This is a genomic window from Chitinophaga caseinilytica (assembly GCF_038396765.1).
In the GTDB taxonomy this organism is placed as follows: domain Bacteria; phylum Bacteroidota; class Bacteroidia; order Chitinophagales; family Chitinophagaceae; genus Chitinophaga; species Chitinophaga caseinilytica.
The window spans coordinates 5,599,599-5,611,901 of sequence record NZ_CP150096.1 but is presented as its reverse complement, the minus strand read 5'-3'; the positions used below and the strand labels follow the sequence as shown (position 1 = coordinate 5,611,901).

Below are 12,303 nucleotides of genomic sequence, written 5' to 3'. Positions count from 1 at the left end.
AGGCATCTTACCCCGGTCCGTAACCCAAGATCAAAACCATATCAGTGATATTTGGAAGAGTGGGGGATTAGCACGATCTTTGCAGGCTAATTTCGCAACCGTGTAAGATATACCATTTAAATGTTACAACAAAATTATCTTTCGGCTTGTTAGTATAATATTCGTAAACCAATACTTTTAGTCATATGAGGCAACTTAAAATTGCCACCCAGATCACCAATCGTGATTCGCAGGCGGTAGAAAAATACCTCCAGGAAATCTCGAAGATCCCTTTGTTAACTCCAGAGGAAGAGACGATACTGGCCCAACGTATTAAAATGGGGGACCAGCGCGCTCTCGAAAGATTGACGACCGGGAACCTCCGGTTCGTTGTATCCGTCGCCAAACAATATCAGCACCAGGGCTTAAGCCTTAGCGACCTCATTAATGAAGGCAATTTAGGGTTGATCAAAGCGGCACAACGGTTCGACGAAACCAAGGGTTTCAAATTCATCTCTTACGCCGTATGGTGGATCCGCCAGTCCATCCTGCAGGCTTTGGCAGAGCAAGGCCGTCTGGTCCGCCTGCCGCAGAATAAAATCGGCACTTACAACAAAGCGAATAAAGCTTACATGGCATTCGAACAGGAAAACGAACGCGAACCTTCTACCGAAGAGCTCGCCGAAATCCTGGAAATGTCTGAGTCGGAGATCAACAATATCTTCCAGAGCAATACCCGCCACATGTCTCTCGACGCTCCGGTACACGAAGCGGAAGACGTAGCCATGGGCGACCTCCTGGAAGGTGGCGACGTGACGGATGATGATGTGATGCAGGATTCGCTCCGGGAAGAAATCCGCCGCGTGCTCAAGTCCCTGAGCCCCCGCGAAGCGGAAATCGTGAACGCGTACTTTGGTCTGGATGGCGAAAACGGCGCAACGATCGAACAAATAGGACAGAAGTATGATTTGACGAAGGAACGTATCCGCCAAATCAAGGAAAGGGCCATCAAACGCCTCCAAAAAGCCCGCTACAGCGGCGCACTGAAATCCTACTTGGGATAATCGACACCTATTAATTAATTGATTCTGGGATAAAAGCATCCCGCCTATGAAACGGCGGGATGCTTTTTTTATACCCCATAGAGAACGGTTATAGGCCCATAGACGCCTTTCATACCTTCCCTATTCGTAATTCTCCTCCCAACCCTTTATTTTTGCAATCTTATGCGAAAGGCATCTTTTACACTGGTCCTCCTCTATTTGATGGGATCGGCTTGTGAAAAGGAACAGACAGGACAGTCAACCGAAGAAAACCTCCCCGTCGTGGAAGGCATCATCGAAGAAAACGGGTACCCCATGGTCATGCTCAGCGCCGACCCCGCCTATTTCGCGGGAACGTTGGCCGCCGGCAACGCCGGGGAATGGGTGCATGGCGCCGTGATCTCCGTCTCCAACGGCCCGCAGTCGCAAATACTGCGGGAATACCGGTTGACGGATGCCGCCGGCCGGCCGTTCTGGGTATATACCGTAGACACTGCGCAATTGCAACACGCTTTTCGCGGGGAAAACGGTAAAAGTTATACCTTGACGATCCGTTCGGAAGGGAAAACCCTCAGCGCCATGACCACCATCCCCGCCAACCGCCTCCGGCTCGATTCGGCATGGTGGGGGCCGGCAGGACTGAAGGTTCGCCTCACCGGCAGCGCCACCGGGTACGCCCGGTACTTCACCGCCCGCAACGGAGGGGATTACCTGCCGGGTATGCACCCGCTGTCTTCCGAAACCCTCGGCAAAGGCACCATCGAAGTGCAGCTGGGAGAAGGGATGAACAGGAGCGGCGCCCCGCAGGGCGCCCTGGCGAAAGGGGACACCGTGTGGCTGAAATTCTGTAACGTAGACCACAATACGTACGACTTCTGGCGCAGCGCAGGCACCGCCTGGGCGAAAGGGGCAGACCCCTCGGGCCGGCGACCCGCGCAAAGGGTAACGTCTCCAACGCCAAAGGGTACTGGGGTGGCTACAGCGTAACATATGAAAGGATCATTATCCCTAAATAATCGAAATCAAAACCAAACCAAACCAACAAGCAGAAAACAACAGCATGGAAAACAACACTAACCAGGAACATGCACATGTCCTGATCATCGGCTCCGGCCCCGCAGGGTACACCGCAGCCATCTATGCCGCCAGAGCGAACCTGAAGCCCGTCCTCTACCAGGGCATCCAGCCCGGAGGCCAGCTCACCATCACCACGGAAGTGGAAAACTATCCCGGTTACCCCGAAGGCATCCAGGGTCCGGAAATGATGGTGGACTTCGAAAAACAGGCCGCCCGCATGGGAGCCGATATCCGCTATGGCATGGCCACTTCCGTAGATTTTTCGTCGCAGCCCTTCAAGGTTGTCATCGATGAAGAAAAGACCATCACCGCCGATGCGATCATTATAGCCACCGGCGCCTCCGCCAAATGGCTGGGCCTGCCCTCCGAACAACGCCTCAACGGCAGCGGCGTTTCCGCCTGCGCCGTGTGTGACGGGTTCTTCTTCCGCGGCAAGGAAGCGGCTATCGTTGGCGCGGGAGACACCGCCGCCGAAGAAGCCCTCTATCTTTCCAAAATCTGCTCCAACGTACATATGCTCGTGCGCCGTCATGAAATGAGAGCGTCGAAGGTAATGCAGGACCGCGTCCTCAAAACCTCCAACATCATGGTATACTGGAACTCAGAAACCCTGGAAGTAGTAGGGGAAAACAAAGTGGAAGGCGTTCGCATCCTCAATACCCAGACCAAAGAAGAGAAAACGATCCCCGTGAGCGCGTTCTTCGTGGCCATCGGCCACCAGCCGAACTCCGGCATCTTCAACGGCCAGCTGGACATGGACGAGCAGGGATACATCAAAACCATCCCCGGCACCACCAAAACCAGCGTGGAAGGCGTTTTCGCTTGCGGAGACGTGCAGGACAAGAACTACCGCCAGGCCGTAACGGCCGCCGGCAGCGGTTGTATGGCCGCGCTCGACGCCGAGCGTTACCTTTCCGCTAAAGGACACTAAATCTTACATACGAAAGGGCCGATGGAACGTCGGCCCTTTCCTTTTAATCTTTTCATATGCTGACCATTGCGTTGGAAAGCGTCCGTTTCTTCGCCCATCACGGGTTTTACGAACAGGAACGCATCATCGGCAATCATTTCGTACTGGACGTGCTCGTGCAGTTGCCCGAGCCGGAACACCCTTCGCAACTGGGGGAATCCGTGAACTATGAAGCGCTGTTTTCCATTTCGAAGGCAGTGATGGAAGTGCCGCAGCAGTTGCTGGAACAGGTGGTGCACGATATTTCCGAGAAAGTGAAGGCGCGTTTTCCGGTCATCAGCTATTCGAAGGTGACGCTGCGGAAGCAGGCGCCCCCGTTCGGAGGAGACCTGGCTTACTCCTGCGTGGCTTTGGAAAAACAATACTGAGGCCGGCAACGTTATATTTCCGGCCGTCCGTGTAGAAACCATGTCCACCATGCGGCCGGGCTGGGAAAATCCTTATTTTTGGGAACCTGTTAAATTCAATTCGTTCCTATGCTTAAGAAAACCTTTTTACTGTGTTGCGCCTCCCTGCTGGCGCTCGCTTCGTTCAGCCAAACGGTCGAGGAATCGCTCGCCCAGGCCAAACAGCTCACCCTGCAAATGAAGGAGACCGAGGCGCTGCAACAATATAAAGACATCCTCCAGGCAGACCCCGGCAACGTGACCGCCCTCAACCAGAGCAGCCTCATCTGCAGCCGTGAAGGCGCCCGCCAGAAAGATAAATCCGCCAAAATGGAATGGTTCAACAACGCGAAGATATTCGCTTACGAAGCCATGAAGGTGGATGTAGAAAACCCCGAATCCAACTACGCCATGGCCCTTGCCTGGGCCCGCATCGCGCAGATTTCCGGCGCCAAGGAGAAAGTGGCCGCCGCCAGGGAAGTGAAGAAGTACGTAGACCTGGCCATCAAGTTCAAACCCGACTACGGCGAAGCCTTCCATCTGCTCGGCAAATGGAATTTCGATATCTATAACCTCAGTTCCATCGAAAAAGCCGCCGCCAAGGTGCTTTTCGGCGGAATGCCGGCCGCTACGCTGGAAGACGCGATCGCCAATTACGAGAAATGCCGGCAGCTTACGCCGTCCTTTATCCTCAACTATCTTGACCTGGCTATCGCATTCCGGCAGAACAACCAGGAAACCCAGGCCATGGAAATCCTCAACAAAGCCATGCGCCTCCGGCCCATTTACCAGGACGATCCCGGTTACAAAGCCGAGTGCAAAAAGCTCCTCGACAGTATGCAATAACGGCCTTACGCCAGCTTTTTACCTTTCCACCGGCCGCTTTTCAGGTACAGCCAGGCCAGCGAGCCCATCGACGTCCAGTAGACGAACTCCGCAAACCAGGCCCAGTGCAGCTGGCTGTGCATCCTTTCAATTACCACCACGCAATACGTGAGGTATGCGATCACGGCGATGATCTCGATGCCGAGGTTGATCCGCGTATCGCCCGTTCCCGTTACGCCGTTGAATACCACGGCGGTCACCGACGCGAGGATCATCACCACCATGCATACGTACATAGACGGAAGGGCCTCGGTCATGAGGGATACGTCTGTCGTATAGATCCGCAGCCAAAGCGTGGGGAAAATACTGATGATGAGGCAGATGGCGATGGAACAGAGGACAGACAGCTTCGTGATCTTTTTGACCATGGTCATGACCTCGTTTTCCCGGCCCTGGCCGATCAGGTTGGAAACCATGGTGTTGCAGGTGGAGCCGAACGCCCAGGTGAAAATCCCGAACAGCCCGAAAATACTCCGCATCATATTGGAAATGGCCAGGGGGCGCTGCCCGAGGTGTTCGATGAATATGAAGAAGATCAGCCAGCTGCCGATGCTGAACAGGTATTGCACGACCAGCGGCGCGGAAATCACCAGGATGCTCCGGCAACCGCTCCAGGTGGGGCGCAGGCGGGCGAACAGCTCGTATTTGACATTGAATTTACCGATGAGGAGCAGCACCCAGGCCGCGGCGAAACCCGCGATCTCCGCCAGGATGGAGGCGTAGGCCGCACCATTGAGCCCCAGTGCGGGGAGGCCCAGTTTACCGAAGATCAGCCCGTAGTCGAACACGATATTGGTGACTTCCTGGAAAAGGGAAATGATCACCAGCAGCTTCGTGTTGCCGGTACCGATATATAAGGAGGTGCAAAGCCGCATGAGCATGAGGAAGGGGAGCCCCCAGATCCGGATGCGCGTGAACTCCGACGCCGCTTCGATAATGTGCGGGTCGTGCAGGGAAGCGCGGAAGAACGCGGGGGCGAGGGTTTCGGTGATGAGGATACCGAGGAGCGACATGCCCATGGACAGGACCAGCCCATTGCTGAAAATAGGCCCCATGCCGGCGATGTTCTGTTCGCCCGTCCGCCGCGCAAACATCACCTGCATCCCGTTCGTGATCCCGTAGGAGATCATGTAAATGACCAGCGTATAAATCCCCGCGATGCCGTTCACTGCGATCGGGAACTCGCCCAGGTGCCCCAGGAAGGCGGCATTGGTGAGGTGATTGATCTGAGGGAGGATCAGGGAAAGACATATGGGGCCGGCGATCTTGATGATCTGCCTGTTCGTTACTTCGACTTGCATATAGTTAAACCGTAAAAACCCGGCAAAAATAACGGTTTGGGATGCGGCGGCAAGGAATTAATGACGAAAACGATTCCTCCGGGGCCTCCGCCGGTCATCTTGCAGGCCCCGGCGGCCGTGGTTCTCAACATTTTTAACTATTATTGTGCGGAATAACAGACAGATCATGCCCGTGGCATATACCATACAACCCACCTACGCGATAGACGACGCGACGTTGCTGGAAACAGACCTCACCACCTGCACCCTGCTGGTGATGATCGGTTCCGGCACATTCAGCTATGCCGTGCTCGCGCCCCTGCAGCGCAAGTTCCTGGCCCTGAAGAGCTACAGCTACCAGCCCAGGACCGTTGCCATGGCCGATCTCGAAATGATCGAACAGATCTTCGACGCCGACAGGCTACTTTTCACCGCTTTCAAGAAAGTGCTGCTCGCTTTCTCCTCGGCCGAGAACACCCTCGTGCCGCGGGAGTTTTACCAGCAGCAGCTGCGGAAAGATTATCTCCAGGCCGCGCTGCCCCACAAAACGCAGGACGCCGTACTGGCCGATGAACTGGCGGATATGGGCCTGGTGAACGTTTTTTCGGTGGATAAGGATATGCTGGGGTTCCTGCGCAAGGAATTTTCGACAGACGATGTGGCGCATGCCAACACCGCCCTGTTGAAAGCGTACCGCCAGGATGCGGACCACACCGCGCCGGAAGGCATCGCCTATGCCGAAGTGCAGGCGCAGCAGTTTACTTTGACCGTTTTCGCGGGCGGACAATTGCTCATGCAGCACCAATACGCCCATCGCGGCGGCCTCGATATCGTATATTACACCGTGAACAGCCTCCGGCAGCTGGGCCTCAGCGAGCTGAAGTCGCGCATCAAGATCGGCGGGGCGCTTACGAAAGATTCACAGGTTTTCATCGAGCTCAGCCGGTTCCTGCCGCGCATCGAGTGGGTTTACCGGCCCGACGGGTTCCTCTACATTCCGAAGATGGTAGACATGCCGTCTCATCAATTCTTTAATCTTTACGCCCTGGCGTTATGCGTATAATCGGTGGCGCACTGGGCGGGCGCCGCATTCATCCGCCTGCCAACATGCCGCATACACGGCCCACTACCGACATCGCGAAGGGCGGCCTTTTCAATATCATCGAAAACAATCTCGACATCCCCGAACTGCGCTGCCTCGAACTTTTCGGCGGCACGGGCAGCATCACGTTCGAACTGGCCTCCCGCGGGGCCACGAACCTGACGGTGGTGGAGAAAGACAATACCATGGCGGGTTTCATCGCCAAAACAGCCGGTCAGCTGGACGTAAGCACGCAAATCGTGAAGATGGACGCTTTCAAATTCCTCCAGCAGGGCGGCGCCCCGTTCGATTTCATTTTCGCCGACCCGCCCTACGAACTGGGCAACATGGAAGCACTCCCGACGCTCGTTTTCGAAAAAGGCTTGCTGAAGGAAGAAGGATGGTTCGTGCTGGAACATACCCGCAGGAACGATTTCCGTCATTATCCCTATTTCCGTGCGGAACGGCACTATGGCACCACGATCTTTACTATTTTCATCAATCGGGAGGAACTGAAAACCCCTTCCGGCGAATAACGTAAACCATATGCAAAGAATCTGTCTTTTCCCCGGTACCTTCGATCCCGTAACGCTCGGCCATACCGATATCATCGACCGCGCCCTGCCCGTTTTCGATAAACTCGTGATCGGCATCGGCGTCAATTCCGGCAAAGTGCCCATGTTTTCGGTGGAACAGCGCGTGGAATGGCTGCGCGAGATTTATAAAGACCAGCCAACGGTGGAAGTGACGTCGTACGAAGGGCTTACCGTGAACTTCTGCAAACAGATCGGCGCCCGGTTTATCCTCCGCGGCATCCGGTACGTAGCTGATTTCGAATACGAAAAAGCGATCGCAGACATCAACCGCAAAATGGACCACGAAGTGGAAACCATCTTCCTGACCTGCTCCCCCGAATTCTCGACCATCGCCAGCACCCTCGTGCGCGACGTGATCCGGAACGGCGGCGATGCGGCACAGTTCCTGCCGAAAGAAGTGTCGGCTTCCCTCCAATATTCCAAACTTTCTTAATAAAACTTTGGCTATGAAACCCATCTGGTTTTCGCTGGACATTTCCCTGGACCAACTGAACGAGAACGGTCGCAATACCATGGGCGCCTGGGTAGGGATGGAGTTTACCGAGATCGGCTCGAATTACCTGCGTGCTATGATGCCGGTAGACCATCGCACGGTGCAACCTTACGGGCTGCTGCACGGCGGGGCATCGGCCGCGCTCGCGGAAACGGTGGGCAGCGTGGCTTCCGCGCTGATCATCGATCCCGAAAAACAGATTTGCGTAGGCCTGGAGATCAATGCCAACCACGTCCGCGGTGTCCGCGAAGGATATGTGCATGCCATCGCCACGCCGCTGCATATCGGCTCCGCCACGCATGTGTGGGACATACGCATTACCGACGACCATCACAAGCTGGTCTGCGTAAGCCGGCTGACCGTAGCCGTGCTGGCCAAAAGAAAAGAAGGGTAAATTATTTTTCCGCCAGCAGGTACTGCATCCTGGCGATGACGTCGTGCTGCACGACGCGGAATCCCGCATCCGCGAGCATTTCCTTCACCAAATCCGCTCCCATTCGCAGTTTCCGGTAACTGCTCACTTTCTGTACCCATTCCCCGTTCTGTTTTTCCAGCAATTGGTCGTACACCCGCACAAATCCCGGTCCGTATTCCAGGAAGCAGGTATGGATCCGCTGATCGTCTGCCTTAATGGGAATGAACCGCTGTTCGCCGAAGAGCTCTTCCGTGAGGTCGCGGAACGACAGGGCGATGCGCCCGCCGGCCGGCAACAGTGCAGACCATTGCTGGATAAGATTCCGGACGGTTTCGATACTGTCCAGGTGCGTGAGCGTATCACCCATACAGGTGATGAGCTCGGCCTCCGTGGCGTATTGCGGCACATTTTTCAGGTCGGCCAGCACGGTGCGGATGGGGAGCCCTTTGGCCCGGGCGTTCAGTTCAGACAGCAGGTGCTGGTTAAAATCGACGGCAAACACCGAGAACCCCAGCCTGGCCAGGGAAACCGACTGCAGGCCGTGGCCGGCCCCCAGGTCGATGGCTACCTTGTTGCCGCGCGGGAGCACGCCGTGGCCGGAAAACCAGTCCTGCTGCTCCTGTTGCTTCGTTTCGAAATTCCCCGACATCCAGGCGTAGAATGCGGCGAGGTGGTTTTCGTAGTGGGATTGGGCGTTCATGAGGGTTGGGCGGTGTAGCCGGCTTTGGTGAGCACGTCTACGATGTTTTGGTAAGAGTAGGGCATGTACCGGGCGATGTGCTCGGGCTTGATCCACTGGATGTCCATGATGTCTTCCTCGATCTGGGGAACGGTGAGCTCCGTGCCGAAGAAGTGCATGCGGTACCAGTAGCTGTGCTTGAGTATGTTTTTTCCTTTGAGGGAATAATAGTGGTAAGTTTCGGTGATGAGGCGGCCGAGGGTCACGTTCGAAAGCCCGGTTTCTTCCTGGACTTCGCGAAGGGCGCAGGCTTCGAGGGTTTCGCCGTCGTCCTGTTTACCTTTGGGAAGGTCCCACTTGCCGCGGCGGAACATGAGGAGGATGTCTCCCGCTTCGTTGGTGACCAGGCCACCCGCTGCCACGAGTACCGTAAAATGGCTTTTGACTTGTTCGAGGAGGGCATCGGCTTCGCCGGTGCGGAACACGACGGCCGGGAGCTGGTTCTTTTCCAGCAGGGCGATGGTTTGGGCCACCTCGGCCGCGGGCGGATTGAAAAGGGTGGTGGCGCCTGTGAATTCGGCGGGGAGCGGTGTATGGAGGCCGGCGATCAGGAGCGGGCGCTCATTAATATATATGTGTATCGGTGTTTCCATGCCGCAAAAATAATCCTTTGCATTATTCATCGTACTTTTGCGCCGTTATGAACAATATCAGCGAAAAACAGGTAGCAGAGAAACTGTTACAGATACAAGCCGTAAAACTGAGTCCTGCCCAGCCTTTCACCTGGGCTTCGGGCTGGAAATCCCCGATTTATTGCGACAACCGCAAAGTATTGTCTTATCCGTATGTCCGGGATTACATTAAGTCCGAGCTTTGCAACGTGGTGTTCGAGACATGGCCGGAAGCCGCGGTGATTGCGGGCGTGGCAACGGCGGGCATCCCGCATGGCGCCATGGTGGCCGATCAGCTGAAGCTGCCGTTCATCTATGTGCGTTCCAAGCCGAAGGAGCATGGGATGGGCAATCAGATCGAAGGGGTGTTGCAGCCGGGCCAGCCGGTTGTGGTGGTGGAAGACCTGATTTCCACCGGCAAGAGCAGCCTGGAAGCTGTGCAGGCGATCCGCGCAGCGGGAGGCGAAGTGATCGGGATGGTGTCTATCTTCAATTACGGGTTCGATATCGCCGTGAAGGCTTTCGAATCGGCAAGTGTTCCCTTCCGTTCCCTGAGCAACTACGCCGCCCTGATCGAACTGGCGGTGGAAAAAGGCCAGGTGGGGCCCGACGAACAGGCTACATTGCAAGCCTGGCGTACGGCTCCCGATGTGTGGGGGAAATAGCCGATATATTGTGATGAAATCGTATATTGTGAGAGATTAAAAACTATTCATCCTATGCGTATCATTAAAATGATGCTGGTGCTGCTGCTGGCTGTTACAGGTTCTGCGATGGCCCAGGCGAAGAAAGGAACGCTTGTAACGGCGAAGATCAAGGTGCCTTCCGTTCAGTGCAATATGTGCAAAGACGCGATCCAGCGGTATTTCCTGAAAGAAGAGGGGGTAAAATCCATGGTGGTGGACGTGAAGAAGAAGGAAGCGACGGTGAAGTATTTTACCGACCGCACCAATATCGAGAACATCAAAACCGCCATTGCGAACGTTGGGTACGATGCAGACGATGTAACCGCCAATGCGGATTCTTATAACGACCTGCCCAAGTGCTGCAAGAAACCGGAAGACGGTGGAGGCCCTGTTCAGAAGAAACACTAGTTATATTATTATATCGAATTCGACCGCTCCGGCTTGCCGGGGCGGTTTTTTTGTGCCCAAAACTTGCGTTAACCCACGTTTATCAGCTTGAAATGAACAGGCCGATTGGGGTTGCAGCGTACCAATTAACAACTGATTTTCCGAACAAATTAAGAGAACAATTGCCCTCGATCCAGTATATCGAGGAGAGTTTTCTGGAGGAATTACCGTTAGAAACCATTTGATTTTCCTTCAAATCCATGTGAGAAATGTGGAAAATCAGTAGCAATTTGTTTGGCACAAATCCCCCTGCACCTCAATTCCTGTGCAAAAAAAGTGAACCCGATCGATAGGGGAAGAGCAGCCTTCAAAATACCCCGATCCTCAAAAAGTACAATTTTCCCTTCCTCAAAACAGCACCTCAAATCAACGATCTCCGACAAGTTTTGAAGTTGGGCAGATGAGTTTTAGACAGCCGATCGATCCGAAATCCCAACAAAAAAGACAGGATTTTCGAGGTGATTTCGACTGTCTAAGCGACGTCGAAAAACGGAAAACCGGGTAAATCTGAGAAGAAAAAGGGCGTTGTAAAACTCGTTTTGGGCATTGGGTGCCCCCATTTTTAGGTGCAAAATTGTGGTGTTTTAGGGTGGGATAGTCCGATTTTCCTGGCGCCTTAACCGGCAAAATCAACCACAAAATCCGGCAGCCAGGGTTCCCCAAAAAGCATCAGCGATGTCATAAAATCACGCGCGAAAACAAAAAAGCCATCCGGAAAGGATGGCTTTAATTATTGTAATTCGAATCGTCGAAATATAAAATCAGGTGTAAAATGCGCTGGGTTCAGGATGCCGGAATTTGAAAAAACGCATCAAAATCCGAAAAACCACGTCGCGATAAATTGAATGGCCGACGTAAAAAACGACATCAGTTGATCCCAAAAAGTCAGTTGTTCCATCAGAAAAAGTCGAGTTTCTGTTTCGTTTCGCAGTGGATCGGGAAGGGAAGATAGACCCCTTTTTTGCCGACTTTGCAATTTCCGGCGGCTTTAATAGTTACCTCCTTGTTCGCCAAAACGCCGAGCATGTTCTTGAAAACATTCCCCATTTCGACCTGGAGCTTCACCGGAAAATAAAAAGTATCGCGCGCCGGGATGTCAATTAAGGTGTCCTGGAAAGAATGCCCAACTTTCGTGTCGTCCAGAAAAACGTCGAATTCGGCATCTTTCAACCGGAGCGAAAAATTGTTCGGGTTGTAATAGGCCAGTTCGATTTTGACCGTGCTTTTTGAAAAGCTCAGATTTTCCATATCGAAACTCGCGACCCGGATAAACTCCAGGTCCTTCATTTTTCCACATGCGCTGACCCCACCCCAAACGAGAAGGATCATAAAATACCAGGTTACCTGCTTCATGACGGCGTTTGAAAATTTCCACCAAACCTACGACAAATCCCTCCAAAAATTAAGTTAAAAACCGGGCTGGGAGCGACCCGTCTACTTGAAATTTTACTTTAAATAAAAACGCTCAAAAATCAACGATTTTTTAGACTAATATCTTTAGTATTTTTGTTGACTTTTAACATTTTACGTGAAATGGGCGATTGCTAATATTAATAGCATATTTATTAAAATTCTATGGGCTGTTAATCAAGAAGTTGAAGTGCATTAACAAAAG

Annotated in this window: 15 protein-coding genes; 11 read left to right on the top strand and 4 right to left on the bottom strand. The window is 53.7% G+C overall.

The window, feature by feature from the left end:
• Positions 1–185: 185 nt before the first annotated feature.
• The 5 genes from WJU22_RS23230 (at position 186) to WJU22_RS23210 (ending at position 4,301) form a co-directional block, all read left to right on the top strand.
• Positions 186–1,043, top strand: a complete 858-nt coding sequence (locus WJU22_RS23230; RefSeq protein WP_109698810.1) for a sigma-70 family RNA polymerase sigma factor — start codon at positions 186–188, stop codon at positions 1,041–1,043.
• A 162-nt stretch (positions 1,044–1,205) separates the two neighbouring features.
• The gene (locus WJU22_RS23225; RefSeq protein ID WP_341840561.1) at positions 1,206–2,009 is read left to right on the top strand and encodes a hypothetical protein; all 804 of its coding nucleotides are present in this window, start codon (positions 1,206–1,208) and stop codon (positions 2,007–2,009) included.
• Between the two features lie 73 nt (positions 2,010–2,082).
• Complete coding sequence (trxB, locus tag WJU22_RS23220; RefSeq protein ID WP_341840560.1) at positions 2,083–3,030, top strand: thioredoxin-disulfide reductase; 948 nt, start codon at positions 2,083–2,085, stop codon at positions 3,028–3,030.
• A gap of 56 nt (positions 3,031–3,086) precedes the next feature.
• Positions 3,087–3,437 carry a dihydroneopterin aldolase gene (folB, locus tag WJU22_RS23215; protein WP_341840559.1) on the top strand — a complete coding sequence of 117 codons (351 nt, stop codon included), beginning with the start codon at positions 3,087–3,089 and terminating at the stop codon, positions 3,435–3,437.
• A gap of 108 nt (positions 3,438–3,545) precedes the next feature.
• Positions 3,546–4,301 carry a hypothetical protein gene (locus WJU22_RS23210; RefSeq protein WP_341840558.1) on the top strand — a complete coding sequence of 252 codons (756 nt, stop codon included), beginning with the start codon at positions 3,546–3,548 and terminating at the stop codon, positions 4,299–4,301.
• A 5-nt stretch (positions 4,302–4,306) separates the two neighbouring features.
• Here WJU22_RS23210 and WJU22_RS23205 read toward each other — a convergent pair whose 3' ends face one another.
• Positions 4,307–5,641 (bottom strand): MATE family efflux transporter, encoded by a 1,335-nt coding sequence (locus WJU22_RS23205; RefSeq protein ID WP_341840557.1) that lies wholly within the window; start codon positions 5,639–5,641, stop codon positions 4,307–4,309.
• Between the two features lie 145 nt (positions 5,642–5,786).
• Between WJU22_RS23205 and WJU22_RS23200 the strand changes: the two genes are divergently transcribed.
• Genes WJU22_RS23200 through WJU22_RS23185 form a run of 4 tightly spaced genes read left to right on the top strand, consistent with a single transcriptional unit; the run spans position 5,787 to position 8,184 of the window.
• Positions 5,787–6,683, top strand: coding sequence for a DUF3822 family protein (locus WJU22_RS23200; RefSeq protein ID WP_341840556.1), 897 nt, complete (start codon positions 5,787–5,789; stop codon positions 6,681–6,683).
• The gene (locus WJU22_RS23195) at positions 6,674–7,237 is read left to right on the top strand and encodes an RsmD family RNA methyltransferase (protein ID WP_341840555.1); all 564 of its coding nucleotides are present in this window, start codon (positions 6,674–6,676) and stop codon (positions 7,235–7,237) included. Before WJU22_RS23200 ends, WJU22_RS23195 begins: the two co-directional genes overlap by 10 nt.
• A gap of 10 nt (positions 7,238–7,247) precedes the next feature.
• Positions 7,248–7,730 (top strand): pantetheine-phosphate adenylyltransferase, encoded by a 483-nt coding sequence (gene coaD / locus WJU22_RS23190; protein ID WP_341840554.1) that lies wholly within the window; start codon positions 7,248–7,250, stop codon positions 7,728–7,730.
• Positions 7,731–7,743: 13 nt separating this feature from the next.
• Positions 7,744–8,184 carry a hotdog fold thioesterase gene (locus tag WJU22_RS23185; RefSeq protein WP_341840553.1) on the top strand — a complete coding sequence of 147 codons (441 nt, stop codon included), beginning with the start codon at positions 7,744–7,746 and terminating at the stop codon, positions 8,182–8,184.
• Between the two features lies 1 nt (position 8,185).
• Here WJU22_RS23185 and WJU22_RS23180 read toward each other — a convergent pair whose 3' ends face one another.
• Positions 8,186–8,905 carry a class I SAM-dependent methyltransferase gene (locus WJU22_RS23180; RefSeq protein ID WP_341840552.1) on the bottom strand — a complete coding sequence of 240 codons (720 nt, stop codon included), beginning with the start codon at positions 8,903–8,905 and terminating at the stop codon, positions 8,186–8,188.
• Positions 8,902–9,537, bottom strand: a complete 636-nt coding sequence (locus WJU22_RS23175) for an NUDIX hydrolase (protein ID WP_341840551.1) — start codon at positions 9,535–9,537, stop codon at positions 8,902–8,904. The genes WJU22_RS23180 and WJU22_RS23175 overlap by 4 nt, the downstream gene beginning before the upstream one ends.
• A 47-nt stretch (positions 9,538–9,584) precedes the next feature.
• Between WJU22_RS23175 and pyrE the strand changes: the two genes are divergently transcribed.
• The gene (gene pyrE, locus WJU22_RS23170; protein ID WP_341840550.1) at positions 9,585–10,220 is read left to right on the top strand and encodes an orotate phosphoribosyltransferase; all 636 of its coding nucleotides are present in this window, start codon (positions 9,585–9,587) and stop codon (positions 10,218–10,220) included.
• A gap of 54 nt (positions 10,221–10,274) precedes the next feature.
• Positions 10,275–10,649, top strand: coding sequence for a heavy-metal-associated domain-containing protein (locus tag WJU22_RS23165; RefSeq protein ID WP_341840549.1), 375 nt, complete (start codon positions 10,275–10,277; stop codon positions 10,647–10,649).
• Positions 10,650–11,585: 936 nt separating this feature from the next.
• On the opposite strand, the gene WJU22_RS23160 is transcribed toward WJU22_RS23165, so the two are convergent.
• On the bottom strand, positions 11,586–12,041 hold the full coding sequence (locus tag WJU22_RS23160) for an LEA type 2 family protein (protein ID WP_341840548.1): 456 nt from the start codon (positions 12,039–12,041) through the stop codon (positions 11,586–11,588).
• Positions 12,042–12,303 lie beyond the last annotated feature (262 nt).